The sequence below is a fragment of the Pseudomonas sp. ATCC PTA-122608 genome, assembly GCF_001952855.1.
GTDB lineage: Bacteria > Pseudomonadota > Gammaproteobacteria > Pseudomonadales > Pseudomonadaceae > Aquipseudomonas.
The window spans coordinates 68,027-94,195 of the sequence record NZ_LPNO01000013.1 but is presented as its reverse complement, the minus strand read 5'-3'; the positions used below and the strand labels follow the sequence as shown (position 1 = coordinate 94,195).

27 protein-coding genes are annotated in these 26,169 nt (G+C 61.1%); 3 read left to right on the top strand and 24 right to left on the bottom strand.

Features of this window, described 5'->3' with window-relative positions; all coding sequences use genetic code 11:
* Window positions 1-11: 11 nt before the first annotated feature.
* From mltG to AU074_RS13080, 9 genes are all read right to left on the bottom strand, one after another.
* The gene (gene mltG, locus AU074_RS13120) at window positions 12-1,136 is read right to left on the bottom strand and encodes an endolytic transglycosylase MltG (RefSeq protein WP_076015075.1); all 1,125 of its coding nucleotides are present in this window, start codon (window positions 1,134-1,136) and stop codon (window positions 12-14) included.
* A 1-nt stretch (window position 1,137) separates the two neighbouring features.
* Entirely contained in the window at window positions 1,138-1,953 is an 816-nt protein-coding gene (pabC, locus tag AU074_RS13115) for an aminodeoxychorismate lyase (RefSeq protein ID WP_076015074.1), read from the bottom strand.
* Window positions 1,953-3,197: a beta-ketoacyl-ACP synthase II gene (gene fabF, locus AU074_RS13110; RefSeq protein WP_076015073.1), complete on the bottom strand. Its 1,245-nt coding sequence runs from the start codon at window positions 3,195-3,197 to the stop codon at window positions 1,953-1,955. Before fabF ends, pabC begins: the two co-directional genes overlap by 1 nt.
* Before the next feature lie 110 nt (window positions 3,198-3,307).
* Complete coding sequence (gene acpP, locus AU074_RS13105; RefSeq protein ID WP_010165887.1) at window positions 3,308-3,544, bottom strand: acyl carrier protein; 237 nt, start codon at window positions 3,542-3,544, stop codon at window positions 3,308-3,310.
* A 192-nt stretch (window positions 3,545-3,736) separates the two neighbouring features.
* The gene (fabG, locus tag AU074_RS13100; RefSeq protein ID WP_076015072.1) at window positions 3,737-4,480 is read right to left on the bottom strand and encodes a 3-oxoacyl-ACP reductase FabG; all 744 of its coding nucleotides are present in this window, start codon (window positions 4,478-4,480) and stop codon (window positions 3,737-3,739) included.
* Between the two features lie 31 nt (window positions 4,481-4,511).
* Window positions 4,512-5,450: an ACP S-malonyltransferase gene (fabD, locus tag AU074_RS13095; protein WP_076015071.1), complete on the bottom strand. Its 939-nt coding sequence runs from the start codon at window positions 5,448-5,450 to the stop codon at window positions 4,512-4,514.
* Window positions 5,451-5,576: 126 nt separating this feature from the next.
* The gene (plsX, locus tag AU074_RS13090) at window positions 5,577-6,587 is read right to left on the bottom strand and encodes a phosphate acyltransferase PlsX (RefSeq protein ID WP_076015070.1); all 1,011 of its coding nucleotides are present in this window, start codon (window positions 6,585-6,587) and stop codon (window positions 5,577-5,579) included.
* Window positions 6,588-6,591: 4 nt separating this feature from the next.
* Window positions 6,592-6,774 carry a 50S ribosomal protein L32 gene (rpmF, locus tag AU074_RS13085; protein WP_004371305.1) on the bottom strand — a complete coding sequence of 61 codons (183 nt, stop codon included), beginning with the start codon at window positions 6,772-6,774 and terminating at the stop codon, window positions 6,592-6,594.
* A gap of 13 nt (window positions 6,775-6,787) precedes the next feature.
* Window positions 6,788-7,315 carry a YceD family protein gene (locus AU074_RS13080; protein WP_076015069.1) on the bottom strand — a complete coding sequence of 176 codons (528 nt, stop codon included), beginning with the start codon at window positions 7,313-7,315 and terminating at the stop codon, window positions 6,788-6,790.
* A gap of 105 nt (window positions 7,316-7,420) precedes the next feature.
* Here AU074_RS13080 and AU074_RS13075 point away from each other — a divergent pair, with 105 nt between their 5' ends.
* Window positions 7,421-7,999: a nucleoside triphosphate pyrophosphatase gene (locus tag AU074_RS13075; RefSeq protein WP_076015068.1), complete on the top strand. Its 579-nt coding sequence runs from the start codon at window positions 7,421-7,423 to the stop codon at window positions 7,997-7,999.
* Between the two features lie 133 nt (window positions 8,000-8,132).
* On the opposite strand, the gene AU074_RS13070 is transcribed toward AU074_RS13075, so the two are convergent.
* From AU074_RS13070 to rluC, 3 genes are read right to left on the bottom strand one after another with little or no spacing between them, the layout of a single operon-like run.
* On the bottom strand, window positions 8,133-9,125 hold the full coding sequence (locus tag AU074_RS13070; protein ID WP_076015067.1) for a S49 family peptidase: 993 nt from the start codon (window positions 9,123-9,125) through the stop codon (window positions 8,133-8,135).
* A 21-nt stretch (window positions 9,126-9,146) separates the two neighbouring features.
* On the bottom strand, window positions 9,147-9,809 hold the full coding sequence (locus AU074_RS13065; protein ID WP_076015066.1) for an HAD-IA family hydrolase: 663 nt from the start codon (window positions 9,807-9,809) through the stop codon (window positions 9,147-9,149).
* The gene (gene rluC, locus AU074_RS13060; protein WP_076015065.1) at window positions 9,796-10,755 is read right to left on the bottom strand and encodes a 23S rRNA pseudouridine(955/2504/2580) synthase RluC; all 960 of its coding nucleotides are present in this window, start codon (window positions 10,753-10,755) and stop codon (window positions 9,796-9,798) included. The genes AU074_RS13065 and rluC overlap by 14 nt, the downstream gene beginning before the upstream one ends.
* A gap of 738 nt (window positions 10,756-11,493) precedes the next feature.
* Between rluC and rne the strand changes: the two genes are divergently transcribed.
* On the top strand, window positions 11,494-14,751 hold the full coding sequence (gene rne / locus AU074_RS13055) for a ribonuclease E (RefSeq protein WP_083676678.1): 3,258 nt from the start codon (window positions 11,494-11,496) through the stop codon (window positions 14,749-14,751).
* A 67-nt stretch (window positions 14,752-14,818) separates the two neighbouring features.
* Here rne and AU074_RS13050 read toward each other — a convergent pair whose 3' ends face one another.
* The 10 genes from AU074_RS13050 to AU074_RS13005 all read right to left on the bottom strand — a co-directional run bounded on the left by AU074_RS13050 (window position 14,819) and on the right by AU074_RS13005 (window position 23,385).
* Window positions 14,819-15,406: an NTP transferase domain-containing protein gene (locus tag AU074_RS13050; protein ID WP_076015063.1), complete on the bottom strand. Its 588-nt coding sequence runs from the start codon at window positions 15,404-15,406 to the stop codon at window positions 14,819-14,821.
* Window positions 15,403-16,389 carry an XdhC family protein gene (locus tag AU074_RS13045; protein WP_076015062.1) on the bottom strand — a complete coding sequence of 329 codons (987 nt, stop codon included), beginning with the start codon at window positions 16,387-16,389 and terminating at the stop codon, window positions 15,403-15,405. Before AU074_RS13045 ends, AU074_RS13050 begins: the two co-directional genes overlap by 4 nt.
* Before the next feature lie 151 nt (window positions 16,390-16,540).
* Window positions 16,541-17,560, bottom strand: coding sequence for a UDP-N-acetylmuramate dehydrogenase (gene murB, locus AU074_RS13040; RefSeq protein ID WP_076015061.1), 1,020 nt, complete (start codon window positions 17,558-17,560; stop codon window positions 16,541-16,543).
* Window positions 17,557-18,021 carry a low molecular weight protein-tyrosine-phosphatase gene (locus tag AU074_RS13035; protein WP_010165863.1) on the bottom strand — a complete coding sequence of 155 codons (465 nt, stop codon included), beginning with the start codon at window positions 18,019-18,021 and terminating at the stop codon, window positions 17,557-17,559. Before AU074_RS13035 ends, murB begins: the two co-directional genes overlap by 4 nt.
* On the bottom strand, window positions 18,021-18,785 hold the full coding sequence (gene kdsB, locus AU074_RS13030) for a 3-deoxy-manno-octulosonate cytidylyltransferase (protein WP_076015060.1): 765 nt from the start codon (window positions 18,783-18,785) through the stop codon (window positions 18,021-18,023). The genes AU074_RS13035 and kdsB overlap by 1 nt, the downstream gene beginning before the upstream one ends.
* On the bottom strand, window positions 18,782-18,967 hold the full coding sequence (locus AU074_RS13025; protein ID WP_003174668.1) for a Trm112 family protein: 186 nt from the start codon (window positions 18,965-18,967) through the stop codon (window positions 18,782-18,784). The genes kdsB and AU074_RS13025 overlap by 4 nt, the downstream gene beginning before the upstream one ends.
* Window positions 18,968-18,991: 24 nt before the next feature.
* On the bottom strand, window positions 18,992-20,002 hold the full coding sequence (gene lpxK / locus AU074_RS13020; protein ID WP_076015059.1) for a tetraacyldisaccharide 4'-kinase: 1,011 nt from the start codon (window positions 20,000-20,002) through the stop codon (window positions 18,992-18,994).
* The gene (locus AU074_RS13015; RefSeq protein ID WP_004371361.1) at window positions 20,002-20,430 is read right to left on the bottom strand and encodes a biopolymer transporter ExbD; all 429 of its coding nucleotides are present in this window, start codon (window positions 20,428-20,430) and stop codon (window positions 20,002-20,004) included. Before AU074_RS13015 ends, lpxK begins: the two co-directional genes overlap by 1 nt.
* Entirely contained in the window at window positions 20,427-21,062 is a 636-nt protein-coding gene (locus AU074_RS13010) for a MotA/TolQ/ExbB proton channel family protein (RefSeq protein WP_076015341.1), read from the bottom strand. Before AU074_RS13010 ends, AU074_RS13015 begins: the two co-directional genes overlap by 4 nt.
* Before the next feature lie 31 nt (window positions 21,063-21,093).
* Window positions 21,094-23,385: a DNA internalization-related competence protein ComEC/Rec2 gene (locus tag AU074_RS13005; RefSeq protein ID WP_076015058.1), complete on the bottom strand. Its 2,292-nt coding sequence runs from the start codon at window positions 23,383-23,385 to the stop codon at window positions 21,094-21,096.
* Window positions 23,386-23,532: 147 nt separating this feature from the next.
* Here AU074_RS13005 and AU074_RS13000 point away from each other — a divergent pair, with 147 nt between their 5' ends.
* A complete protein-coding gene (locus AU074_RS13000) occupies window positions 23,533-24,048 on the top strand; it encodes a DUF2062 domain-containing protein (protein WP_076015057.1) in 516 nt (171 codons plus the stop codon).
* A 3-nt stretch (window positions 24,049-24,051) separates the two neighbouring features.
* Here AU074_RS13000 and AU074_RS12995 read toward each other — a convergent pair whose 3' ends face one another.
* Both AU074_RS12995 and AU074_RS12990 read right to left on the bottom strand, forming a co-directional pair.
* The gene (locus AU074_RS12995) at window positions 24,052-25,422 is read right to left on the bottom strand and encodes a sensor histidine kinase (protein WP_076015056.1); all 1,371 of its coding nucleotides are present in this window, start codon (window positions 25,420-25,422) and stop codon (window positions 24,052-24,054) included.
* The gene (locus AU074_RS12990; RefSeq protein ID WP_076015055.1) at window positions 25,409-26,137 is read right to left on the bottom strand and encodes a response regulator transcription factor; all 729 of its coding nucleotides are present in this window, start codon (window positions 26,135-26,137) and stop codon (window positions 25,409-25,411) included. The genes AU074_RS12995 and AU074_RS12990 overlap by 14 nt, the downstream gene beginning before the upstream one ends.
* Window positions 26,138-26,169: the final 32 nt, after the last annotated feature.

Here is a 26,169-nt window from a genome sequence, read left to right as displayed (position 1 = left end):
CTTAGTCAGAGTCATTGCGGGCTTTGCGGCGCGGTGTCGTCGGGTGCAGAGGACGGCTCGGCGGGCGTATCAACCGGCGCGTCCGCAGGTTTTGCCGTCGGTGCTGGCGCCGGGCTGGAACGGTAATCGGCGCGGCGCTTCATCTGGTACTCACGCACCGCAGCGTTATGCGCATCCAGGTTATCCGAGAAAATATGGCTGCCGTCGCCACGGGCGACAAAATACAGGCTGCTACCGGCCACCGGGTTCAGCGCGGCGTGAATCGCCTCACGTCCGACCATGGCAATCGGCGTCGGCGGCAGGCCGGCGATCACGTAGGTGTTGTAGGGCGTGGATTCCTTGAGATGGGCGCGGGTCAGCTTGCCGGTGTAGCGCTCGCCGAGGCCGTAGATCACCGTCGGGTCGGTTTGCAGCAGCATGCCGATCTTCATGCGTCGCACGAACACTCCGGCGATCTGGCCGCGCTCTTCCGGCACGCCGGTTTCTTTCTCGACCAGCGAGGCCATGATCAACGCTTGATAGGGTTCGGTGTACGGCGCGTCAGCGGCGCGTTTGCTCCACTCCTGGGCGAGGACGTCGTCCAGACGGTTGTAGGATTTCTTCAGCAACTCCACATCGCTCATGCCGCGAACGAAGCGGTAGGTGTCGGGAAAGAAGCGGCCCTCGGGGAACACGCCGGGGTGGCCGAGTTTTTCCATGACCTCACTGTCACTCAGGCCCGACAGGGTTTGCTCGATCTTTTCATGCTTGGCCAGGGCGGCGCGCACCTGGCGGAAGTTCCAGCCTTCCACCAGCGTGATGCTGTACTGCACCACTTCGCCACGCTGCCACAAACCGATCAGGCCCTCGGCGGTGAGGCCCGGGGTCATGCGGTATTCGCCGCTGTGCAGCGGCTGGCCGTCGAGGTTGAAGCGCCAGTAGAGACGCAACCAGAACGCATCCTTGAGCACGCCGTCATTTTCCAGGCGATTGAAGGTGCCGGTGGGCGTCGCGCCGGCCGGTACGTCCAGCAATTGCTCCTGGGTCAGATTCAGGGGCTGCTCAAGGGCCGAGTTCAGCTTCCAGGCCGAAGCGCCCAGCAGCAAACCCGCCAGGACCAGACCGATCTCCAGCAACAATACAAATTTACGTCTCAAATCAAATATCCAATAGTGCGCGAACAATGCCCTGCAGTTTACGGGTGAGCGGCCCAACCGGCCAGCTCATCGCAGCACATCCGCGCACCGGCCAAATGCCATATACGCTGTTGCACACAAAGACTTCGTCGGCCTGGTGCAGCTGTTCAAGGCTGATATCGGCCACGCTCGTCGGAATGCCCAACTGCTGCGCCTGGGCCAACACCTCGGCCCGCATGACGCCGGCGACGCCACAGCGCTTCAGATCAGCGGTCAGCAACACGCCGTCACACACCATAAACAGATTACTGAACACGCCTTCGACGACTCGACCGGACATATCCAGCATCAAACCTTCGGCGTGATCGGCATCCTGCCACTCGGCGCGGGCGAATACCTGTTCCAGGCGATTGAGGTGCTTGAGGCCGGCAAGCAAAGGTTGCTCGGACAAACGGGTGGTACACGCAAACAGGCGAATGCCTGACGCTGCATGTTCCGGGGGATAAGTGGCAGGTGGACTGCCTTGCAGAATGCGCCGCGCGGGAGCGCCAGCGCTGATGCCGTAACCGCGCTGGCTGTCGCCACGGGTCAGGATCAACTTGAGTACACCCTCGCCCAAGGCGGTGGCATAGGCCAGCAATTCGCTGCGGATCAACGGCTGATCCGCAACAATCGCCAACCGCCTGCAGCCCTCACCGAGGCGCTTCAGGTGGCGGTCGAGCAACACGGGTTGCCCGGCCTTGACGGCAATGGTCTCGAACAGGCCATCACCGTACGCCAGGCCACGGTCTTTCAGGGGCACTGCGCCCGCCGGCTGACCGTCAACCCAGCTTTCCATCACTCGGCGAACCGGCGGAACACCAGGGAACCGTTGGTACCACCAAAACCGAACGAGTTGGACAACACCACGTCGATCGGCATCTTCTGCGCTTCATGCGGTACGAAGTTCAGGTCGCAGCCTTCATCCGGCTCATCGAGGTTGATGGTCGGCGGAGCGACCTGATCCTTGATGGCCAACACGCTGAAGATCGCCTCGACCGCGCCCGCCGCACCCAACAGGTGGCCGGTCATGGACTTGGTGGAGCTGACCGCCAGCTTGTAGGCGTGCTCGCCGAACACCGACTTGATGGCCTCGGCTTCCGCCAGGTCGCCCGTGGGTGTCGAAGTGCCGTGGGCGTTGATGTATTGCACCTGGTCAATGTTGACCTTGGCATCACGCAACGCGTTGGTGATGCAGCGCGCAGCACCTGCACCGTCAGACGGCGGCGAGGTCATGTGGTACGCATCACCACTCATGCCGAAGCCAATCAGCTCGGCGTAGATGGTGGCGCCACGGGCCTTCGCGTGCTCCAGCTCTTCGAGGACCAGGGCACCGGCGCCGTCGGCCAGTACAAAGCCATCACGGCCCTTGTCCCACGGACGGCTGGCACGGGTCGGCTCGTCATTGCGGGTCGACAGTGCACGGGACGCGCCGAAGCCACCCATGCCCAGACCGCAGGCAGCCATCTCGGCGCCGCCGGCGATCATCACGTCAGCTTCGTCATAGGCGATATTGCGCGCCGCCATGCCGATGCAGTGAGTGCCGGTGGTGCACGCCGTGGAGATAGCGTAGTTAGGCCCCTGGGCACCCAAGTGGATGGACAGGAAACCGGAAATCATATTGATGATCGAGCCAGGCACGAAGAACGGTGAAATTCTACGGGGGCCAGACTCGTGCAGCGTGCGGCTGGTTTCTTCGATATTGGTCAGACCGCCAATACCCGAACCCATGGCCACGCCGATGCGCTCACGGTTGGCGTCGGTGACTTCCAGGCCGGCATTACGCACCGCCTGAAAACCGGCTGCCAGGCCGTATTGAATGAACAGGTCGAGTTTGCGGGACTCTTTGACCGAGAGATATTCCTCGACATTGAAGTCCTTTACCGAGCCGCCAAAACGGGTGGAATAGGCAGAAAGGTCCGTGTGTTCGATCAGACCAATACCACTGCGGCCAGCCAGAATGCCCTGCCAACTGCTCGGCACATCCGTACCCAGTGGCGACAACATACCCATACCGGTGACTACGACGCGTCTACGCGACACAGCACTCTCCTTTTTCTAATGACGACACTTTGCATCAGGCTTAAAGGAAAAAACCGCACGCCGTAGGGCAGTGCGGTTTTTCCATCACAGCAAGCGACGATTACAAACTATTACGCCTGGTGGCTAGTAACGTAGTCGATAGCAGCTTGAACGGTAGTGATTTTTTCAGCTTCTTCGTCCGGGATTTCGGTCTCGAATTCCTCTTCCAGAGCCATCACCAGCTCAACGGTGTCAAGGGAGTCGGCACCCAGGTCTTCAACGAAGGAAGCAGTGTTGGTCACTTCTTCTTCTTTAACGCCCAGTTGCTCAGCAACGATTTTCTTGACGCGCTCTTCGATGGTGCTCATACCGTGTTTTCACTCCTAATGGACAAATTCAGGCAGCTGGCCAGTGGGTAAGTGTATAGAAAGACTTTTCAGCTTTTCAACTGAAAGCTTCACCCTCGTACCCTATTGGCCATCTGCCTATAAATAGATTGCAGCTTTATAACGGATTTTAGACAGCTCGTATGACATTTTTTTGAAGCGATCCGTCACAATTTAACTCATGTACATCCCGCCGTTAACCGGGATTGTAGCCCCAGTCACGTATGCCGCACCGTCGGATGCCAGGAAAGCGACCACATTCGCGATCTCTTGAGCCTGGCCCAGACGGCCCAGCGGAATCTGCGTCAGCAACGCTTCACGCTGCGCTTCAGGCAATTCGCGGGTCATATCGGTATCGATGAACCCTGGGGCCACCGAGTTGACCGTAATCGACCGCGAGCCCACTTCACGCGCCAGTGCACGGCTGAAACCTTCCAGACCGGCCTTGGCGGCTGCGTAGTTTACTTGGCCTGCGTTGCCCATGGCACCCACAACAGAGCCAATATTGATAATTCGACCCCAACGAGCCTTGGTCATGCCGCGCAAAACGCCCTTGGACAGGCGAAACAGACTGTTCAGGTTGGTATCAACGACGTCATGCCACTCGTCGTCTTTCATGCGCATCATCAGGTTATCGCGGGTAATACCGGCATTGTTCACCAGAATAGCCGGTGCACCGAATTGCGCCGAGATTTCAGCCAATACGGCGGCCACGGACTCATCGCTGGTTACATTCAGCTCAAGACCGGTGCCCTGAACGCCGTTTTCCTTCAACGTCGCGGCAATACGCTCGGCGCCGGCGGCGGAAGTTGCGGTACCGATGACCACAGCGCCCAGACGACCCAGCTCCAGGGCGATCGCCTGGCCAATGCCACGGCTTGCGCCGGTGACCAGTGCAACTTTACCTTGCAGACTCATGCAGGCTTCTCCTAGGTTCGGAAATTAAAGGTCAGGCCAGAGCTGCACGAGCGGCAGCGAAGGCATCCGGGGTATTGAGGTTGGAAGTCGATACGCCTTCGGCGCAACGCTTGTTCAGGCCGGCCAGGACTTTGCCCGGGCCGCACTCTACCAATTGGGTGGCGCCGTTGGCGGCCAGGGCCTGCACCGACTCAACCCAGCGAACCGGCTTGTACAGCTGTTCCAGCAGGTCGCGCTTGAGGGTTTCCAGGTCGGGAGCAACCGCGGCGCTGACGTTCTGCACCAGCGGGATCTGCGGCGCCTGCCAGTTGATCGCAGCGATCGACTCGGCAAAACGCTCGGCAGCCGGGCGCATCAGTTCGCAGTGGGACGGCACGCTGACCGGCAATGGCAACGCACGCTTGGCGCCACGGGTCTTGCAGCCTTCGATGGCGCGCTCTACCGCAGCCTTGGCACCGGCGATCACCACCTGGCCAGGGGAATTGAAGTTCACGGCGCTGACCACTTCGCCCTGGGCCGCTTCGGCACAGGCAGCAATCACGTCAGCATCTTCCAGGCCGAGAATGGCGGCCATGCCACCCTGCCCGGCCGGAACTGCTTCCTGCATCAGTTGGCCACGACGCTCGACCAGCTTGACCGCTTCACCGAGGGTCAGGCTGCCAGCGGCCACCAGGGCGCTGTATTCGCCCAGGCTATGGCCGGCAACGTAAGCCGGGCGCGCACCACCTTCAGCCAACCACAGGCGCCACAGGGCGATGGAGGCGGTCAGGATGGCCGGTTGGGTCTTGTCGGTTTGGTTGAGCAGCGCTTCCGGCCCTTGTTGGGTCAGTGCCCACAGGTCGTAACCCAGGGCATCGGAAGCTTCCTTGAAAGTTTCCAGGACCAGCGGATGTTCCGCGCCCAGCTCGGCCAACATGCCGAGGGACTGCGAACCCTGCCCTGGAAAGACGAATGCGAGGGATGTAGACATGTAACAAGCCCCTAATGATCTGGTCGTCGGAAATTGGCGCCCCACAGCTGGGAGCGCAAGAAACTGACAGATTGGATGGTCAATTGAACTGGCCGGTCACATTTAAGCATTTCCGGCCCGATTCGCCTAAGGCAACAGATCCTCAAGGCGGCCGTGCAAGCGTTGCGGCAGGTTTTCCTGGATCTCGATCAAGGCGCGCTGGATGGCACTTTGAAAACCCTGCACCCCCGCCGAGCCGTGACTTTTTACCACGATGCCCTGCAACCCCAGGAAACTCGCGCCATTGTGCCGCGCCGGGGCCAGGTCTGCCTGCAAGCGCCGCATCAATGGCAGCGCCAGGGCGCCCACCACGCGTGACGCGAGGTTGCGCTTGAACAAGGCCTCGATGCGCGCAGCAATCATCGTCGCCAGGCCTTCGCTGGATTTGAGCAGGATATTGCCGACAAACCCGTCGCACACCACCACATCCGCTTCGCCGCGGTACAACCCGTCACCTTCGACAAAGCCGATGTAGTTCAAGCCTCGCGCGCTTTGCAACAGCGTCGCCGCCAGCTTGACCTGCTGATTACCCTTGATGTCTTCGGTGCCGATATTCAGCAACGCCACCCGAGGCCGGGCCACGCCCAGCGCTTCGGCCGCCACCGAGCCCATCAACGCAAAGTGCAGCAGATGCTCGGCACTGCAATCGACGTTCGCCCCCAGGTCCAGCAACTGGCAATAGCCTTGCTGGGTCGGGATCGCCGCGACCATCGCCGGCCGATCAATGCCCGGCAGGGTTTTCAACACATGCCGGGACAACGCCATCAACGCACCGGTATTGCCGGCACTGACACAGGCCTGGGCCTTGCCGTCGCGCACTAACTCCAGGGCCACCCGCATCGAAGAATCAGGCTTGCCGCGCAAGGCTTGGGCAGGCTTTTCATCCATGGTGATGGTTTCGCTGGCCGGCGTAACAGTCAGGCGCGCGCGATCCACCGCCGGATGGCTGGCAATCAGTTCTTCAAGTAAGGAGGGTTGACCGACGAGGGTCAGGTGCAGCGAGGGCGTGGCAGACAGGCAAGCAATGCAGGCCTGAACAATGCTGCGGGGACCGAAGTCCCCGCCCATTGCGTCAATCGCGATGACTTGAGCAGACAAGTGATTACTCGTCAGCGCCCTTGTCGATCACTTTACGGCCACGGTATACGCCTTCTGGCGATACGTGGTGACGCAGGTGAACTTCACCGGTGGTTTTTTCTACAGACAGAGTGCTCGCCGTCAGGGCGTCGTGCGAACGACGCATGTCACGGGCAGAGCGGGATTTTTTGTTCTGCTGAACAGCCATAATTGATTAACTCCTAAACGTTTGGGTCACGCTTTAACTGCGCCAATACACTGAACGGGTTGGACCGCGTTACCTCGTCCTCGCTCGGTTCGGGCTCATCGAGACCCGCCGGCTGCTGGCATTCTTCCGGATGATGAGCAGGCACAATGGGCAAGGCGAGCAAAAGCTCCTCCTCGATCAGTGACTGCAGATCCAAAGGATCTTCGCCCAGTTCCAGCACGTCATAACCTTTCGGCAACGACTGGGTATTCGCACCCTCTTTCACCACAGCATAACTGCATTCGCTGTGGATCGGCAGGGTGACCAGCTCAAGACAACGCTGGCAAACCATTTTGACTTCAGTGTCGATAAAGCTGTGGATTACCACAGACTTACGTTCATCTCGTTCAAAAATGAATTTAGCCTGCACCGTACCGACAGTGTCGGAAAGCGGGTCGCAGAGTCTCTCCAAATCGGCCAGCAGCACTTCACCTTGAAGGGTAGTGCCACGATCAGCCAATTTGCGCGGGTCAACGTGAGGTGGAATCGGGTCATTCAACATAGGCGCAGCATTATAGGGATGCACCCAGCCATGTCAAAGGAAATTCAGCCCTGTCCGTCACTGGGCCTCCCCGCTAGAATCCGCGACTGCCTTGAGGAGACGTCCATGCTGCCTTTATTACTCGCTTCCAGCTCGGTTTATCGCCGGGAATTGTTGAATCGCCTGCACCTGCCGTTCATCTGCAGTTCGCCGGATATCGACGAAAGCCACCGCCCGGACGAGTCCGCCGTGGAACTGGTGAAGCGCCTCGCCGAAGAAAAGGCCCGCGCCCTCGCCGGCAGTCATCCGGGGCACCTGATTATCGGCTCGGACCAGGTTGCCGCGCTCGACGGCCAGATCATCGGCAAGCCCCATACCTTCGAGAAGGCCCGTGAGCAACTGCTGGCGGCCAGTGGCAAGCGGGTCAGCTTCCTCACCGGCCTGGCCGTACTGAACAGCACCACCGGCCACTGCCAGGTCGACTGCATTCCCTTCACCGTGCACATGCGCACGCTGGACGCCGCACGCATCGAACGCTACCTGCGCATCGAGCAGCCCTACGACTGCGCAGGCAGCTTCAAGGCCGAAGGGTTGGGGGTGAGCCTGTTTCAAAGCACCGACGGGCCGGACGCTACCAGCCTGGTCGGCCTGCCACTGATTCGACTGGTGGACATGCTGCTGGCCGAAGGCGTACAGATTCCCTGAGAACACCACAAAACAAATGTGGGAGCGGGCTTGCTCGCGAATGCGGTATGCCAGTCAACATCAATATCGACTGACCCACCGCATTCGCGAGCAAGCCCGCTCCCACATTTTGAGCTATATCACTTTCAAGATCTCAGCGCAGGGTCGGCCCTTGGAAGCCCATGTACAGGGCCAGCTTCTCGGCCACACTGGCGCCGAGTTTTTTCGAGAAGCGGTCAAACGGCGATTCCTGAACGGTGAAGTCCACCAGTTCTTTCTCGCCAATCACATCCCGCGCCACCGAACTGGCACTGCCCAGGCCGTCGATCAAACCCAACGGCAGCGCTTGCTCACCGGACCAGACCAGGCCGGAGAACAGTTCCGGATGCTCTTTATCCTTGAGCCGGTCACCGCGCCCCTGCTTGACGCTGGCAATAAACTGCCGATGAGTGGTGTCCAGCACGCCCTGCCAGAACTGGGTCTCATCAGCCTTTTGCGGCTGGAACGGATCCAGGAACGACTTGTGCTCGCCAGACGTGTACGTACGCCGCTCAACCCCGAGTTTCTCCATGGTGCCGACAAACCCGTAACCAGCCGCCGTCACACCAATGGAACCCACCAGGCTGGCCTTGTCGGCGTAGATCTGGTCGGCAGCGCTGGCGATGTAATAGGCACCCGAGGCACCCAGGTCGGAAATCACCGCATAGAGCTTGATGTCCGGATGCAAGGCGCGCAGGCGACGAATTTCGTCATATACATAGCCTGACTGCACCGGACTGCCGCCTGGGCTGTTAATGCGCAGAATCACAGCCTTGACCTTGGTATCTTCGAAGGCGGCCCGCAGGCTGCTGACGATATTGTCGGCACTGGCGGATTCCTTGTCGGCAATCACCCCACGCACTTCGATCAATGCCGTGTAATTGCCGCTTCGGGTGGCACTCTTTTCCATGTCCATCAGCGGACTGAACAGTGCAAGCATGCCCAGCAGATAAATAAAGGTCAGGAGCTTGAAAAAGATCCCCCAACGCCGGGAACGACGCTGCTCCTGGACACTGGCCAGCAGCGTCTTCTCCAGCAACTTCCAGCTTCTGTCATCGCCATTGTTATCGGCATTGGCCTTTTCAGGCGCCTTCCACTCATCGGTCATGCCATCCACCCCAGCAAAGACTTAATGGGCCCGGCTGAGCCAGGCCTGCAATTCAGAAAAACGGTCAATCGTCAGTCTCGGCTCGTACACTTGCAACGCCTCGGCAGACTGGGCGCCGTAGCTCACTGCCACGGAATCCATGCCAGCATTGCGCGCCATCATCAGGTCGAACGACGCATCACCCACCATTAACGCCTGCCGCGGCGACACGCCACATTGAGCGAGAATCTGCTCGAGCATCAGAGGATGGGGCTTGCTGGCGGTTTCATCCGCCGCACGGGTCGCGTCGAAATAATCTTCCCAGCCATGGGCCTTGAGCACCCGATCCAGGCCGCGACGGGCCTTGCCGGTCGCCACCGCGAGGTGATAGCCATCCGAACGAAACGCTTCCATGGCCTGCGCAACGCCTTCAAACAGCGGCGAAGGCTGGGCATCCAGCGCCATGTAGTAATCGGCGTAATGCTGACGAAACGCTATCAACTCGTCATCGCCAATCTCCGGATACAGGGTGCGGATCGCCTCCGGCAGACCCAGGCCAATAATGCCCTTGACCTCCAGGTCGTCGCACAACGCGTAACCGGAACGAGTCGACGCGGCGTGCATCGACTCGACAATCCGACCAATGGAGTTACACAGCGTGCCATCCCAATCAAAGATCAGCAGCTTGTAGTCAAGGTGCGACACTCAGGCGCTCCACGGTCTTGGCCCACATCTCGTCGACAGGCGCTTGCAGCTTCAATTCGCCGCCATCCGGCAGCGGCACGGTCAGCATGTAGGCGTGCAGGAAAAGGCGTTTGCCGCCCAGATCGCGAATTTCCTTGGAGAAATCCTCGTCGCCGTATTTGGTATCGCCGGCGATGCAGTGGCCCGCGTGCAGGGTATGCACACGAATCTGGTGGGTACGGCCAGTCACAGGCTTGGCCTCGACCATGGTGGCAAAGTCACCAAAGCGACGCAGCACCTTGAACAGGGTCAGCGCCTCCTTGCCCTCTTCGTCCACCTCGACCATGCGCTCGCCGGAGCGCAGGTTGCTCTTCTGCAACGGCGCGCGGACGCTCTTGATCGAGGTCGCCCAGTTGCCACGCACCAGCGCCATGTAGCGCTTGTCCACGCCATCACCGCGCAGGGCGGCATGCAGGTGGCGCAACATGCTGCGTTTCTTGGCAATCATCAGCAAGCCGGAAGTGTCACGGTCCAGACGGTGGACCAGTTCCAGCTCCTTGGCATCCGGGCGCAACTGACGAAAGGCTTCGATCACCCCGTAGTTCAAGCCACTGCCGCCATGGACGGCGATGCCGCAAGGCTTGTTGATCACGATCAGCTTGTTATCTTCGAAGACAATCGACGCTTCGAGGCGCTGCAACAGGCCTTGAGCCAGAGGGACCGGTTCGTCCCGCTCAGGCACCCGCACCGGCGGCACGCGGATGATGTCACCCGCCTGCAGCTTATACTCGGGCTTGATCCGGCCCTTGTTCACGCGCACTTCGCCTTTACGCAAAATGCGGTAAATCAAGGTCTTGGGCACGCCTTTGAGCCTGGCAAGAAGAAAGTTGTCGATGCGTTGGCCGGCATATTCCGGCGAGACCTCAAGCAGCTGGACGCTGGGGGTCTGGGGGGCGGTAGTCGTCATGGCGGCGATGATAACAATTTTTTATGGAATTGAAGCACTTAATCATTGCTGCTATAGTCGCGAACGCCGCCAAAAGCGGCCTGGACAGAGGACTAGCGGCAAACTGCCGGCCCTGACCATCGCAATTCATCAGGACGCGAGGCCGTCCTACGGGGCTTTCGCCACCCTGGAAGGCTCGAGATTGTAACAAGCGCAGGTGACATGAGGCCTGAAGCGAGTGCAAAAAGCAGAGTGATTACTCGCCTTTTGCGCCGATATTTACGGCCAGTTCACAAAGTGCAGTCAGTCTTGAGCCAGACCACGGCGAATGCTTCGGAAACAACGCCTGTTACGAGCTGAGTGAGAGCACAGTCGCCCACACCCGGTCTTGTTTAGCCATGAGCGTGCTCTCCCCATTGGAGAACACGGTAAATGCCAACCCGCTGCGGATTCTGCGCGCGGCAGCACCCGAATTATCAGGGATACGTGTAGGGTGGAGATGCACAACCGTCGGACTGTGTAGCACTAGGCTTATATTTAGACGCTTCATCTCGTCCACAGTCGCCGGTTGATTCCTCCTCCTGACTGAGTGCTTAAGTCACCACAGCAAGCAGGAAGCGTACGTCGCGATATCGCCCATTTTGGCGGGTATTGCTGGACACTGGAGTGGCCAACCACTCTTGACGCACCTGACACCGACCGTGAGAAGTCGTGTGTGCCGAACGCCGTTTCCGGCAGCCCGGAAACCGACGGTACAACATGAAAAGAATGCTGATTAACGCAACTCAACCCGAAGAGTTGCGTGTTGCACTGGTAGACGGCCAACGCCTCTACGACCTGGACATCGAGTCCGGTGCACGCGAGCAAAAGAAGGCCAACATCTATAAAGGCCGGATTACTCGTATCGAACCAAGCCTTGAGGCTGCCTTTGTCGATTTCGGCTCCGAGCGCCATGGCTTCCTGCCCCTCAAAGAAATCTCCCGCGAATACTTCAAGAAAGCCCCAGAAGGCCGCGTGAACATCAAGGACGTCCTGAGCGAAGGCCAGGAAGTCATCGTTCAGGTGGAAAAAGAAGAACGTGGCAACAAGGGCGCCGCCCTGACCACCTTCATCAGCCTGGCTGGCCGCTACCTGGTCCTGATGCCGAACAACCCGCGTGCCGGCGGTATCTCCCGTCGCATCGAAGGCGAAGAGCGCAACGAACTGCGTGAAGCGCTGAACGGCCTGATCGCTCCGGCCGACATGGGCCTGATCGTGCGCACTGCCGGCCTGGGCCGCAGCAGCGAAGAAATGCAGTGGGACCTCGATTACCTGCTGCAACTCTGGACCGCTATCAAAGAAGCGTCCCTGGATCGTTCCGCGCCATTCCTGATCTACCAGGAAAGCAACGTGATCATCCGCGCCATCCGCGACTACCTGCGCCAGGACATCGGCGAAGTGCTGATCGACAGCGTTGAAGCCCAGGACGAAGCCCTGACCTTCATCCGCCAGGTAATGCCGCAGTACGCCAGCAAGATCAAGCTCTACGAAGACAGCGTTCCGCTGTTCAACCGTTTCCAGATCGAAAGCCAGATCGAAACCGCTTTCCAGCGCGTAGTCGAACTGCCTTCCGGCGGCTCCATTGTTATCGACCCGACCGAAGCATTGGTGTCCATCGACATCAACTCGGCGCGCGCTACCAAGGGTAGCGACATCGAAGAAACCGCCCTGCAGACCAACCTGGAAGCGGCTGAAGAAATCGCCCGCCAGCTGCGCCTGCGTGACATCGGCGGCCTGATCGTGATCGACTTCATCGACATGACCCCAGCCAAGAACCAGCGCGCCGTGGAAGAGAAAGTCCGCGAATGCCTGGAAGCTGACCGTGCCCGCGTACAGGTCGGCCGCATCTCGCGCTTCGGCCTGCTGGAAATGTCCCGTCAGCGCCTGCGTCCATCCCTGGGCGAAAGCAGCGGCATCGTTTGCCCGCGTTGCAACGGCACCGGCATCATCCGTGACGTTGAGTCGCTGTCGCTGGCGATCCTGCGCCTGATCGAAGAAGAAGCCCTGAAAGACCGCACTGCTGAAGTGCGCGCCCAGGTGCCAATCCCGGTGGCTGCGTTCCTGCTCAACGAAAAACGCAACTCGATCACCAAGATCGAACTGCGTACCCGTGCCCGCATCGTCATCCTGCCGAACGATCACCTCGAGACGCCGCACTTCGAAGTGCAGCGCCTGCGTGATGACAGCCCGGAAGCCCACGTCAACCAGTCCAGCTACGAAATCGCTGCTGCCGCTGCCGAAGTGGAAGAAGTCCAGCCAGCCGCCGCGACCCGCACCCTGGTTCGCCAGGAAGCCGCCGTCAAGACCGCGCCAGCCCGTGCCAACGCACCGGTTCCGGTTGAAGCTGCCGCGCCGGTTGCCGCACCTGCTGCCCTGCCTGAGCCAAGCCTGTTCAAGGGCCTGGTGAAGTCGCTGGTCAGCCTGTTCGCCACCAAGGAAGAGCCGGTGGCTCCAGTTGTGGTCGAGAAGCCTGCCGCTGAACGCCCTGCACGCAACGAAGAGCGTCGCAACGGTCGCCAGCAGAGCCGCAATCGCAACGGTCGCCGTGACGAAGAGCGCAAGCCTCGTGAAGAACGTGCGCCACGCGAAGATCGTGCCCCACGTGAAGAGCGCCAGCCGCGCGAGGCCCGTGAAGAAACGCCAACCGTAGCCCGTGAAGAGCGTGCACCACGCGAAGAACGTGCACCGCGCGCTCCACGCGCCCCGCGTGAAGACCGCAAGCCACGTGGCGAGCGTGAAGAACGCGTGCGTGAACTGCGCGAGCCATTGGATGCTGCTCCTGCCATAGCCGCTGCTGCTGCCACCACTGCCATTGCCGAAGAGCGTCCAGCTCGTCAGCCGCGTGAAGAACGTGCGCCACGCCCTCCTCGTGAAGAGCGTCAACCACGTGCCGAGCAAGCAGCTCCAGCTGGTGAAGAAGAAGAGCTGCTGTCCAACGAAGATCAGCAACAGGAAGACGGTCAGGACAACGCCGAAGGCGATCGTCCACGCCGCCGCTCCCGTGGCCAGCGTCGTCGCAGCAACCGTCGTGAGCGTCAACGTGATGCCAACGGCAATGAAATCGAAGGCTCGGAAGAGACCGGCGAAGCTTCCGCTACTGGCGAACCGACTGGTGCCGAACTGGCTGCCGGCCTGGCCGTTACCGCTGCTGTTGCCAGCTCGGTCATCAGCGCACCTGCTGAAGCCCAGGCCAACGAGCAAGCTGAAGCCGCTACCGCTGCCATCCAGGAAACCCCTGTTGTAGAGACGCCAGCCGTCGAAGCTCCTGTGGTTGAAGCGACGACGCCAGTCGAAGCCCCGGTTGTTCCGGAAGTGGAAGTAGCGCCGACTCGTCACGTTCGTGAAGTTCGTGAAGTTCGCGAGCCTCAGCCTGAAGCTGAAGTGGTTGCCGAACCTGCTGCTGTTGTTGAACAACAGCCAGTGGTTGAAGCCGCCGTTGAAGCACCGGTTGCCGAGCCAACCCCTGAAGTGCGTGAAGTTCGCGAAGAACAGACCGCCTTCCAGTGGACTGCCGAGCCAGCCCCAGTGGTTGAAGCGGTTGAAGCGCCAGCGCCTGCTCCAGTGGTCGAAGAAGCTCCAGCGCCAGTCGCTGAAGTGGTTGTCGCCGCTGAACCAGTAACCGTGGTTGCCGAGCCTGCTCCAGTGGTTGAAGCACCCGTGGTTGCCGAAGTGGCAGCACCGGTGGTTGAAGCCGCTCCGGCCAGCGCCCTGACCGAAAACGGCCGTGCGCCGAACGACCCGCGTGAAGTGCGTCGTCGTCGCAAGGAAGCTGAACTGGCTGCCGCTGCCGCCAAGTTGGCTGCCGAGGCTGCCCCGGCAGTCGCTGAAGTTACCGAAGCAGCCCCTGCGCCGGTAACCGAAGCCGTGGTTGAGCACACTGCCCCTGCTATCGACGAGAACCAACGTTCCGTTGAAGAAGTGGTTGAGCACAACCCAAAAGCCCTGGAAGAAGAGCACGAGCCTAAACCCCTCGTCTGATTCCATCGGCCACTAAAAAGCCCCGCCTGAGTGATCAGGCGGGGCTTTTTTATGCCTGCGCTATCCGCTAGCGGTAGTTCAACAACGCCGGCACATCCACATCCCACAACACGCCGGGATCATCGACTGCCACTTCCTGCACCGAAGCCTTGGCAAATAACGGTTTTGCTCCGCGGTCTCCGGTCAGCGCCATCAAGGCCGGGCCGAATGAATGGCCAAATCCTACGGGATGCCCATACTGACCGGCATGCACCGGGACGCTGATACCGTCGATCTCAAGGCCTGCCATCACCTGCTCGATACTCGCCGGCAGGATGAACGGCATATCCCCCAGCACCACCAGCCAGCCATCGGACGTGCCGCTAGCCGCCACTGCAGCCGCGATGCTGTCACCCATTCCAGGCGAGCACAGCAAGAGCACTTCACAGCCATGCAACTGCGCCAGCCGAATGACTTCGGTGCGATCCGGTGACGTCACCACCCAGCGCCTGGTAACCACCGCCGGCAAATTCACCAATACCTGTTCGATCACCGGCCGCGTGACGCCATCCCGGCCCATGCAGGGCGCCAGCAACTTATCCTGATTCGCCCCGGCCTCAGCCCGAAAACGACTGCCCTGCCCCGCCGCCAGGATGATCGCGGTGATGCTCGTCAACTGACCGCAGCCTGCAACGGCTTTTTCTGCAACAGATCAATCCCGTTCTTGATGGCGACGATTTCCGCCATCAACGACAGGGCGATCTCCGCTGGCGTATGGCTGCCGATATGCAGGCCAATCGGCCCATGCAGCCGCGCAATGGCGTCCGTACTCAACCCCAGCGCCGCGAGGTTTTCCCGGCGCTTCTGGCTGTTGACCCGCGAGCCCAGGGCGCCAATGTAGAACGCCTTGGAATTGAGGGCCGTCAACAGCGCCATGTCATCCAGGCGCGGGTCATGGGTGAGCGCGACAATCGCGGTGCGCTCATCGGTCTGGATATTCAGCACGGCTTCATCGGGCATGCCCGGCACAAAACGCCCGTGCTGCTCTTCCCAGCCATAGACAAACTCCTGGCGCGGGTCGCAGATCAGCACTTCGAAATCCAGCAGCCGGGCCATTTCTGCCACATAGCGTGACAGCTGGCCGGCGCCGATCAGCAGCAGACGCCAGCGCGGGCCATAAATCGCCCGCAAACGCTTGCCATCGAAGCTGACCACGTCGGTCTTGCTCGCACCGCTCAATACCACTTCACCGGTGGCCAGGTCCAACTCACGGGCGACAATCTCATGCGCCTCGCAACGCGCCAGCAATTCAGCGACCCAACCTGGATCACCCACCCGCTCTTCGGTCAGGCGCAAGGTGCCGCCGCACGGCAGACCAAAACGCGCCGCTTCGTCGCGGGTTACGCCATACGTCACAAGCTGCACCGGCGGCCCGTCATCAGGCAGCCGACCATCCTGCAAACGGGCGATCAAGTCGTCCTCGATACAACCGCCAGACACCGAGCCAATCACCACGCCGTCGCCGCGCAAGGCCAGCATCGCCCCCGGCGGCCGTGGAGCGCTGCCCCAGGTCTGAACCACGCTGTAGAGCACCACCCGCTGCCCGGCGCGGCGCCATTCCAGCACGCTGCGCAATACATTCAGATCAACACTGTCCATCAGGCCTTCGCCTCCTGCCAAACACGTAGCTGGTTTTGATAAACAGCATCTATGAGTTGATAAAAAAATATCGGTAGTCAGCTAAGTTAACTCAGCGGCAATAAAAAAGCCCCGCTATGCAGGGCTTGGTGCGTCAAAAAACGAGCTTAGTTCAATAGCGGTTGGGCTCCATCTCCAGCACAACCTGGAAACGCTTTTCGATGTCCTGCTGGATGCGTAGCGCGAGCCCGGCAATGTCCTGGCCGGTGGCGGCGCCATAATTGACCAACACCAGCGCCTGCAAGCGATGCACGCCAGCGTCGCCATCGCGAAAACCCTTCCATCCCGCCTTGTCGATCAGCCAGCCAGCGGCCAGTTTCATCTGCCCGTCCGCCTGGGGGTAAGCCACCAGGTCCGGGTATTGCAGCTGCAACTCCGCAGCCAGCGCCTGGGACACCAACGGGTTCTTGAAGAAGCTGCCGGCATTGCCGAGCACCGCCGGGTCAGGCAGTTTCTCGCTACGGATGCTGCAAATCGCCAGACTCACATCGCTGGGAGTGGCCTGCGTAATGCCTAGCTCGGTCAGGCGCTGTTGCACCGGCCCGTATTCAAGCTTCAGGTGCACGGCGCGACTCAAGGCAAAACGTACCCGCAGGATCAGCCAGCGCCCAACTTCGTGCTTGAACAGGCTGTCGCGGTAGGCAAAGTCGCATTCGGCCAGGCTGAAATCCCGCAGTTCGCCGGTTTGGCGATCAAGGGCGGTCAGGCCGGCGAACACGTCCTTGATCTCCACACCGTAGGCGCCGATGTTCTGCATCGGTGCGGCGCCGACCGTGCCGGGGATCAGGCTGAGGTTCTCCAGGCCGGAAAAGCCCTGGGCCAAGGTCCACAGTACAAACGGATGCCAGGCTTCGCCGGCTTCGGCTTCAACCACCACCTGGACGCCATCGTCTTGCACGACCCGAATGCCCTGGCTGGCCATGCGCAACACCAGTGCGTCGATGTCCTGGGTCAGCAACAAATTGCTGCCACCGCCAATCACCAGCAACGGCAGTTGTTGCTTGGCAGCGCAGGCCAAGGCCTCACGCACGTCGGCGTCGTTGCGGGCCTCGGCAAACAGCCGGGCACGCACGTCGATGCCAAAGCTGTTGAACGGTTTGAGCGAAACCTGTGCCTGTACCTGCAATGTCATAACCGGCCCTTCAATTCAATCACCAACAGGTCACACGCACGCTCGATCAGGTCGAGTACGGTTTCGAAACCCTGGTCGCCTTCGTAGTACGGGTCCGGCACTTCATCCACCACCGAATCGTAACGGCGCAGGAACAAGTCCAGGTCCGCCTTGCCCTGTGCTGGCTGCATGGCCTTGAGGTTGCGCAGGTTGCTCTGGTCCATGGCGAGGATCAGGTCGTAGCGGGAAAAGTCGGCACGCGACACTTGTTGTGCACGCTGGGCCGACAAGTCGTAACCCCGTTGCAGCGCCGCCCGCTGGCTGCGCTTGTCCGGTGGATTGCCAACGTGCCATTCACCGGTACCCGCGGAGGCCACTTCAACCTGATCAGCCAGGCCGGCTTCACGCAATTTGTGGCGCAACACACCTTCTGCCGTAGGTGAACGGCAGATATTGCCCAGGCAGACGAACAGAACCTGCATCAGGCCCCCAGCAGGCGACGGACGCGCTCGAGGTCTTCTGGCGTGTCGACACCGGCCGGCGGCGCTTCCAGGGCATCGCCCACATGGATGCGCACGCCGTGCCACAGGGCACGCAGTTGTTCCAGGGATTCGGTGTTTTCCAGCCAGCACGGGCCCCAGCTGACGAAGTCATGCAGGAACCCGGCGCGGTAGGCGTAGATGCCGATGTGGCGGCGGTAAGGCACGCCCGCCGGCAACACGTCGGGTTGCTTGGCGAATGCATCCCGCGCCCACGGCAAGGTGGAGCGGCTGAAGGTCAGCGCCAGGCCATTGATGTCACTGACCACTTTCACCACGTTGGGGTTGAGCAGGGTCTGGATGTCTTCAATCGGCTCGGCCAGGGTTGCTATGCGGGCTTCGCCATGGGCTGCCAGGTTGGCCGCCACCTGGTCGATCACGCTGGGCGGAATCAACGGCTCGTCACCTTGGACGTTGACCACGATGGCGTCCGCTGCCAGCCCCAGCTTGGTGGCCACTTCAGCCAGGCGGTCGGTGCCGGAATTGTGATCTTCACGGGTCAGCACCGCTTCGGCGCCAAAGCTTTTGCAGGCCTCGATGATGCGCGGATCATCGGTGGCCACCACCACCCGTTCGGCGCTGCTTTTGCAGGCCTGTTCCCACACCAGCTGGATCATCGGCTTGTTGCCGATAAGCTGCAGCGGTTTGCCGGGCAGGCGAGTTGACGCATAGCGGGACGGGATGACAACGGTGAAGGCGGTGGTCATTTATCCAGGCGCTCGTCGGTGGTCAGGGTGCGGGCTTCGCTTTCAAGCATTACCGGAATGCCATCACGGATCGGGTACGCCAGGCCGGCGCCCTTGCTGATCAGCTCGGTTTTGTCGGCGCTGAGCTTGAGCGGACCTTTGCAGATCGGGCAAGCGAGGATATCTAGCAGTTTGGTGTCCATGAGTATGTCCTGGAGAGCAGCGTTTTAAGGCAAAAGGCGAGCGGGCAGCAAGCGCATCAACTGCGTGTCGAACCAGGCGGTAAACGCCGGTGACGGTGCCGCGTCCACCGCAAGGTACCACCAGTCGGGCCTGGCAAAGGCGCGGCACTTCACCGCGTCCTTTTCAGTCATGACCAACGGCAGTGCCGGTGTGAAATTCAAGACCTCGGCGCTATAGGGCGCGTGGTCGGCAAAAGCATGGGGTATTGGGCGCCAGTGTAGCGTTTCAAGGGTATTGAAGAAACGCTGCGGGTTGCCAATGCCAGCCACCGCATGCACCTGCTGCCCCACCGGAAAATGATCGACGGGTTTACGCTCGCCGCTGTGCAGATTGACCAGCGCAGTGGGCAGCAGACGGAAGGCAAAGCCGTCCTCACGGTCTGAACCGGCGCCGTTATAAAGCAGCGCATCGACGCTGTGCAAACGCTCGACTGGTTCGCGCAATGGGCCCGCCGGCAGGCAGCGACGATTGCCAAGCCCTCGGGCGGCATCAATCAGTACCAGTTCCAGGTCGCGGGCCAGACGGTAATGTTGCAGACCGTCGTCGGAGAGAATCAGGTCCAGGGTTTCGCTGGCCAGCAACGCCTTTACGGCGCGGCTGCGGTCCGGGTCGATCATCAGTGGCACGCCGCTGCGTTGCACGATCAACAAGGGTTCGTCCCCCGCCACCGCTGCGGTGTGACTGGCTTCGACGCGCCATGGAAACGCTGGCGGCTTGGCGCCATAGCCGCGACTGACCACACCGACGCGCAAACCGCTGCGCTGGCAATGGTCGATCAGCCAAAGAATCAAGGGGGTCTTGCCGGTGCCGCCAACGGTGATATTACCGACGACCACGACCGGCACCGGCGACTGGTAGATCTCGCCCTCGCCCGCCAGGAATCGCGCGCGTTTGCGCTGCACTACCCGGCGATAGAGGGATTCCAGCGGCCGCAACAACGCGAGCGCCGGATGGCCTTCGTACCAGGCCTTGAGCAAACGATCGGTGATGGCCATCAGGGTTGGCTCGCCGCCTCGACGGTGGTCATGCGCAAATGGCTGAAACCGAGCTTGCCGGCAGCGTCCATCGCTGTGATCACGGCCTGGTGCTTGGTGTTGCCGTCGGCGCTGATGGACAGTGGCAAGTTAGTGTCGCCACCGGACTCTTTCTGCAACGCCTCCATCAGGCTGGCCAGGTCGTTTTTCTCCAGCAACTGATTATTGACCGAGAACACGCCATCGGCGCTGATGGCGATGTCCAGTTGCTTGGCCTGCTGGTCTTCCGCCGGAGAGCCGCTGACGGCTTCCGGCAGGTCGACGCGCAGTTGGGTTTCCCGGGTAAAGGTGGTGGTGACGACAAAAAACAGCAGCAGGATAAACACCACGTCAATCAACGACGCCAGGTTGATATCGACGTTTTCCCGTTGCTTGCGGCGAAATTTCACGCTTTGCCCTCAACCAGGTCCACGTCACGGTCGCCCTGCACCACTTCCACCAACTTGATGGCTTCCTGCTCCATGCCCACCACCAGCTCATCGATGCGCCGTTGCAGGAAACGGTGGAAGAACACCGAAGGAATACCGACCATCAGGCCCGCCGCCGTGGTGATCAAGGCCTTGGAAATACCACCGGCCAGCACGGCGGCGTTGGTGGTCATGCCTGAGCCGATGAAGGAGCTGAAAATATCGATCATGCCCAGTACCGTACCGAGCAAGCCGAGCAACGGCGCCATGGCGGCAATGGTGCCCAGGGCATTGATGTAGCGCTCCAGCTCATGGATGACTCGGGCGGCGGCCTCTTCGATGCATTCCTTCATGATCTCGCGACCATGCTTGGAGTTGGCGAGGCCGGCGGCGAGGATTTCACCCAGGGGCGAGTTGGCGCGCAGCTCCTTGAGTTTTGCCTTGTCCAGTTGCTTGTTCTTGATCCAGCCCCAGACCTGGCCCAGCAGGTGGTCAGGTGTTACACGGCTGGCACGCAGGGTCCACAGGCGTTCGGCGATGATGCCGAGTGCGGCGATGGAACTCAAAATGATCGGCAACATCATCCAGCCGCCGGATTTGACCAATTCCCACACAGTGAATGTCCCCTCGAAAAAGTGCGCCACTTTACCATAAGGGTTTGGCGGAAGGGCTGACCTGCCCCAGAGCATCCTGTCGCAGGGGCCGGTCTTTGGTAACTCTGTTTTGCGGCGCAGGCTCACGCCAGAAACGCCGCTGGCTGCGCGCGGCCTCCGGCGGCTGGAAAGTGCCCAGTTGCAGGCGGAGCGCGCCTTGTTCGGCACTGTCATAAATCAGGCTGCCCAAGGCCTGGTAACGCTCCACCACCTGGGGATGCGGATGGCCGAAGGCATTGCTGCGGCCACGGGAAATCAACACAGCCTTGGGGGCGAGGCGCTGTAGAAACGGCCATGACGACGAGCTGCGGCTGCCATGGTGCGGCGCTTGCAGCCAATCGACAGGAGCACCCAGGGGCGTGGCCAGTAATGCCCGCTCGGCGTCACGGTCAATATCACCGGTCAGCAACAACCGTTCGCCATTGGCCTGCACCAGCAACACACAGGACATCTGATTACCGTCCGTCGCATCCGGCCATTGCCATAGCTCGAACGTCACGCCATCCCATTCCCACCGCTCGCCACTGACACAGGCTTGCGTACCGAGAGCCGCTGGCAGCCGCTTTGTCTCACCCCCTACCACACGTTTGATCGGCAACCCTTGAGCAACGGCCAACGCACCGCCGGCATGATCGGCATCGGCATGACTGAGCAGCATCACGTCCAGCCCCGCAACCCCCAGCTTGCGCAGCGCAGGCAGCACGACGCGAGCGCCGAGATCAAACTCACCGGAGCGCGGCCCGGCGTCATAGAGCAGAACGTGGTTGCGGGTACGCAGGATGATCGACAAACCCTGGCCTACATCCAGTTGCACCACATCCACTTGCCCGAGGGGCACCGATTCCGGAGGCGGAAACACCGCCAGCAGCAACATGGGCCAGCCCAGCAGGCGAAACGGGATGCCCTTGGGCAGCAACAACAGCACCGCCCCCAGCAGGCTCACCAGCCAATAGCCAACGGGCACTTGCGCCGGCAGCCAGGCCGGCAAGTACTGCGCCAGCAACGCCAGGGCCTTGAACAGCCAATCCAGCGTGCCGCCGGCCAGCCATAACAATCCCTCACCTATATAAGGCAGCGGCAGTAACACCGTACCCAACAAGGCCAAGGGCAACACCACCAGGCTGATCCACGGCACCGCAACCAGGTTGGCCAGCGGCCCGCTCAGGCTGATGGGCAAACCGAGCACCAGCAGCAACGGAAACAAACCGATGGCAATCAACCACTGGGCCCGGGTCCAGGCCTGCCAGGCACGCCAGGGACCCAGCCGGCCACTGAACGCCAGGATCAGCACCGCCACCGCCGCAAAGGACAGCCAGAACCCCGGTTGCAGGCTGGCCAGCGGTTCGAGGATCAGCACGGCATTGAGTGCCAGCAACAGCGGCCACCAGATCCCCAGGTGACGAAACCGCAAGCGCCACAGCAACACCAATCCCACCATCACGCAGGCCCGTTGCACAGGCACCTCGAAACCCGCCAACAAGCCGTAGCCCAGCGCGGCGGCAAATGCCAGGCCGCAGGCCCAAGGCAGCCACGGCAAGGGTTTCGGCCAGCACCCGTAGCGGGCCAGACCGGCGACCAGGCCATAGATCAACCCTGCCAGTAGCCCGATGTGCTGCCCGGAAATCACCAATAAGTGCACGGTGCCGGTGTCTTGCAGAATCCGCCAATCCTCGGCGGCCAGCCCGGAACCATCCCCGAGCACCAGCGCCGCCAGGCCCGACTCTCGCCCTTGGGCATCCACCGCCAACAGCCGCTGGCGAATTCCGTCGCGCCAGGCATGCCGCGCGGGCGCCAGCTTCTGGCCGTCCTTGACCGAACCGGTGGCGCCAATCCGCTGCGCCAGCAGCCAGGCTTCATAGTCAAAACCACCGGCATTGAGCAAACCGGACGGACGTTTGAGGGTGACGGCCAACCGCCAGCGCTCACCGCTCTGAACTTGCGGCCCGCCGCGCCAGGACAGCCGAATACGCTTCGGAAGCAGGTCCTTGCGTGACCGGCTGTCGGTCAGTTCAAAGCGCACACCGTCGCCTGTCTGCTGCGGTAACCCGGTCACACGCCCCTCCACCCAGCGGGTCTGGCCATCCAGACGCGCGGCCAGCCGGTCATCCAGCGCCCACTGCGCACTGAGGCACGCCCAGCCCAGCCCGAGCAGGAAAAACGCCAGCGGATAGGTACGAAAAGGCAACAGCATCAGGGCCAGCACCGGCATCAACAGCAGCCAGCCGCTGGACGGCAACGCGGGTAAAAAGCGCAAGGCGAGCAGCCCCAGCGCGAGTGCGAACATCCCTGTTCTCATGGATCGTTCCTTGAAAGCGACCCATTGAGTCTTAGTCGGGCTCCCGATGCGGCCTATTATTATTTGTCACAAAGTCTGAATTTCCCGTTCGTAGAATGCGGGCATACTTGCCCCTCGATCTGACCTGGACCCCTTATGCCACGGCGCTTATTCAAACGGTACATGCCCGATCCGACCAGCATCCGGGAACACAAATCCTTACGCTTTCTCGGCAAATTGCTGCATGACCCGAATCTCTGGCACCTCAATCGGCACTCGGTCGCGCGGGCGATGGCCGTTGGTCTGTTCGCGGCATTTATCCCCATTCCCTTGCAGATGCTGCTGGCGGCAATCCTCGCCATCAGCGTGCGCGGCAATATGCCGATTGCCGTCAGTCTGGTGTGGCTGACCAACCCGATCACCATGCCGCCGGTGTTCTTCTGCACCTACATGACCGGGGCCTGGCTGATGAATGTGCCACCCCGCAGCATGCCCGACGAGCTGACCTGGGAATGGATCAGCGGGCAATTATCGACGCTATGGCAGCCTTTCCTGCTGGGCTCTGTTGTATTGGGGTTGGTGATGGCGGCGTTGGGCTATTGCCTGACCATGGGCTATTGGCGCTGGTGGGTGGCGCGCCAATGGAGAAAACGCAAACAGCGTAGGTTGTAGGCATCAGCGGGCGAGCAAGCGCATATGTACACGCAGTCCCAGGCCGGTGTTTTCCGCCCACAGGTTGCCGTCCTGGCGCTGCACGGCGTTGCGCGCAATGCTCAAGCCCAGGCCAAAACCGCCGTCGCCGGGCCGTGAACCGTCCAGCCGGGTGAATGGCGCAAAGATCCGCTCCAACTCCACCTCATCAATCCCGCCGCCCTGGTCTTCCAGCCACAAGTGCCAGTAATCACCCTCACGTTGCCCGCCCAATTGCACGGTGCCGTCTTGCGGAGAATGCCGGATGGCATTGCGCAGGATGTTCTCCAATGCCTGGGCCAGCAGGTTCAGATGGCCGCGCACCCAGCAGTCAGCCCCAAGCTCGCACTGCAAGCGTGAAGCCGGCCAGCCACTTTCAAAACAGGCGTTTTCCCGGAGCATGTCCCACAGTGCCTGCACCTGGATGTCTTCCTTGGGCAGCGGCGCACGTTCAGTGTCGAGCCAGGCCAGTTGCAGGGTGTCTTCCACCAGGCGCTGCATGCCGTCGATTTCCCTCCCCAGGCGCTCGCGCAGTTGGGTCAGGTCTTGCTCGCTGTCGCAGGCGACGCGCAAACGGCTCAGTGGTGTGCGCAACTCATGGGACAAATCCCGCAGCAGTTGCTGTTGCAGGGCTACGGTGCCTTGCAGGCGTTCCGACATCTGGTCAAACGCGCGGCCCAACTCCCCCAATTCATCCTGGCGGCTGGTGGTATCGCGGGAAAGCCGGGTGCTCAGTTGATCGGCGCGCCAAGCGTTGGCCTGCTCCCGCAGGTGATTGAGGGGCATGATCAACAGCCGGTAAAGGCCGATGCAGAGCAACAGGGTGAACAGGCCGGGAATCAAGCCATTGGTGACGATGCGCCAGAACAGCTGGTTTTGCCCGGGCATGAAACGCCGTGGCAATTCGATCACCAGGGAACCCGCGCCCGGGTCGAGCGGGAACGGGATTTTCAACCACGGCAAGCCCTTGGCATGTCGGCTGACAGGCCAGTCCAGGCCGCGCAGGAAGGTCAGGCGCTGGCTTTCCTTGTCCGTCAGCGGGTAGCTGCTCAGGGATTGCAGGTCGTTACCGATGACGCCCACCCAGGTGCGCTCGCGCTGGCCCAGGGTGTGCAGCCACTCGTCCACACCGGCGTTGCCGCCCTTGTTCCAGGCCAGTTCCGCACCGGCTGCATAACCGCTCAACGTGGCGCGTGCTTCGTTGGACAGAAAAGCATTCTGCTCTTCCATGTACCGGCCCCAGGACCAACTGAGCCAGATCATCAGCAAGCAGAACGCGATCAGCAGGCAGGCCAGTTTCCAGAATAACGAATGCTTGCCCGGCAGCCGTTTGAGCGCGGCCTTAAAGCCCGTCATCGTGACCGCTCAACACATAGCCCTTGCCCCACACCGTGCGCACTTCCCGCTCGCTGTAGCCGATGGCCTTGAGTTTGCGACGAATCTGGCTGATGTGCATGTCCAGGCTGCGGTCATGGGGCGCGTAGCCGCGCTGAAAGACATGCTGATAAAGGAAGGCCTTGCTGAGGACTTCTTCGCCATTGCGGTGCAGGGTTTCCAGCAGACGGTATTCACTGCGGGTCAGGCCGGCCCACTGCTCCCGGTGAAACACATCACACCGCTCATCATCGAAACGCAGGCTACGGGCATCGTCGCGCACCGCCGCCAGGGCCGGCAAAGGCCGCCGATCCAGGGCGACTCGGCGCAGGATCGCCTCGATGCGCACCCGCAACTCCGCCATGCTGAACGGCTTGGGCAGGTAATCGTCCGCCCCCAGGCGAAAGCCGCTGATGCGGTCGGCTTCAGCACCCAGGGCCGACATCAGGATCACCGGGATCGAATGGCTCTGGCGCAAATGCGTGAGCACCGACAAACCGTCCATGCCCGGCAACAGAATATCCATCAACACCACGTCGAAGCGTTGATCGCGGGCCATTTGCAGGCCCTGCTGGCCGTTCTGGCACCAGGTCACCTGGAAGCCACAGCGGCCCAACTGCTCATGGACATAAGCGCCAAGCACAGGATCGTCTTCTATCGCCAGGATACTGGGTAAGCCAAGTGATGCGGGATTCATTAGCGTCTGCAAGTCATTCTCAATGACTGATT

Excerpts from the sequence above, each read along its gene's own strand:
- AU074_RS13070 (WP_076015067.1), bottom strand. The coding sequence starts at position 9,125 with ATGACCGATGAGTGGAAGGCGCCTGAAAAGGCCAATGCCGATAACAAT.
- fabD (WP_076015071.1), bottom strand. The coding sequence starts at position 5,450 with ATGTCTACATCCCTCGCATTCGTCTTTCCAGGGCAGGGTTCGCAGTCC.
- rpmF (WP_004371305.1), bottom strand. The coding sequence starts at position 6,774 with ATGGCTGTTCAGCAGAACAAAAAATCCCGCTCTGCCCGTGACATGCGT.
- lpxK (WP_076015059.1), bottom strand. The coding sequence starts at position 20,002 with ATGGCCATCACCGATCGTTTGCTCAAGGCCTGGTACGAAGGCCATCCG.
- AU074_RS13075 (WP_076015068.1), top strand. The coding sequence starts at position 7,421 with ATGCTGCCTTTATTACTCGCTTCCAGCTCGGTTTATCGCCGGGAATTG.
- AU074_RS13045 (WP_076015062.1), bottom strand. The coding sequence starts at position 16,389 with ATGGACAGTGTTGATCTGAATGTATTGCGCAGCGTGCTGGAATGGCGC.
- acpP (WP_010165887.1), bottom strand. The coding sequence starts at position 3,544 with ATGAGCACCATCGAAGAGCGCGTCAAGAAAATCGTTGCTGAGCAACTG.
- rne (WP_083676678.1), top strand. The coding sequence starts at position 11,494 with ATGAAAAGAATGCTGATTAACGCAACTCAACCCGAAGAGTTGCGTGTT.
- rluC (WP_076015065.1), bottom strand. The coding sequence starts at position 10,755 with ATGACGACTACCGCCCCCCAGACCCCCAGCGTCCAGCTGCTTGAGGTC.
- AU074_RS13080 (WP_076015069.1), bottom strand. The coding sequence starts at position 7,315 with ATGTTGAATGACCCGATTCCACCTCACGTTGACCCGCGCAAATTGGCT.
- AU074_RS12990 (WP_076015055.1), bottom strand. The coding sequence starts at position 26,137 with ATGAATCCCGCATCACTTGGCTTACCCAGTATCCTGGCGATAGAAGAC.
- AU074_RS12995 (WP_076015056.1), bottom strand. The coding sequence starts at position 25,422 with ATGACGGGCTTTAAGGCCGCGCTCAAACGGCTGCCGGGCAAGCATTCG.
- AU074_RS13025 (WP_003174668.1), bottom strand. The coding sequence starts at position 18,967 with ATGGACACCAAACTGCTAGATATCCTCGCTTGCCCGATCTGCAAAGGT.
- AU074_RS13035 (WP_010165863.1), bottom strand. The coding sequence starts at position 18,021 with ATGCAGGTTCTGTTCGTCTGCCTGGGCAATATCTGCCGTTCACCTACG.
- AU074_RS13000 (WP_076015057.1), top strand. The coding sequence starts at position 23,533 with ATGCCACGGCGCTTATTCAAACGGTACATGCCCGATCCGACCAGCATC.
- kdsB (WP_076015060.1), bottom strand. The coding sequence starts at position 18,785 with ATGACCACCGCCTTCACCGTTGTCATCCCGTCCCGCTATGCGTCAACT.
- AU074_RS13005 (WP_076015058.1), bottom strand. The coding sequence starts at position 23,385 with ATGTTCGCACTCGCGCTGGGGCTGCTCGCCTTGCGCTTTTTACCCGCG.
- pabC (WP_076015074.1), bottom strand. The coding sequence starts at position 1,953 with ATGGAAAGCTGGGTTGACGGTCAGCCGGCGGGCGCAGTGCCCCTGAAA.
- fabG (WP_076015072.1), bottom strand. The coding sequence starts at position 4,480 with ATGAGTCTGCAAGGTAAAGTTGCACTGGTCACCGGCGCAAGCCGTGGC.
- murB (WP_076015061.1), bottom strand. The coding sequence starts at position 17,560 with ATGACATTGCAGGTACAGGCACAGGTTTCGCTCAAACCGTTCAACAGC.